The 235-nt window shown below is 57.9% G+C and carries 1 protein-coding gene; it reads right to left on the bottom strand.

Features of this window, described 5'->3' with window-relative positions:
• Positions 1-161, bottom strand: a 161-nt coding sequence (locus Q5L94_RS14155) for an NAD-dependent epimerase/dehydratase family protein (RefSeq protein WP_317498983.1), incomplete at its 3' end; no start/stop codon positions are given.
• Between the last annotated feature and the right edge of the window lie 74 nt (positions 162-235).

The raw sequence follows: 235 nt of genomic DNA, 5'->3' as shown, positions 1-235 counted from the left end.
CCCTTCTCAGCCCGAAGCCGCACCAGCCGCGCCTCTTTCAGTGCGACTGGATAGTAGTCGTTGATGTCGTCGACACCTGTCACGCGGTGCCCGCGTGCGAGCAGCGCTTTGGCGGTATGAAATCCGACAAAGCCAGCAACCCCGGTTACGAAGACATGCATCGCGTTTGGTTCAGTTCCGTGACCTGTGTCGGCGCATGTAGGCCAAGAGACTCATCCAATCAATAATGCTACCG

The sequence above is a fragment of the Idiomarina sp. Sol25 genome, assembly GCF_033052775.1.
In the GTDB taxonomy this organism is placed as follows: domain Bacteria; phylum Pseudomonadota; class Gammaproteobacteria; order Enterobacterales; family Alteromonadaceae; genus Idiomarina.
This window is presented reverse-complemented; position numbering and strand designations above follow the sequence as displayed.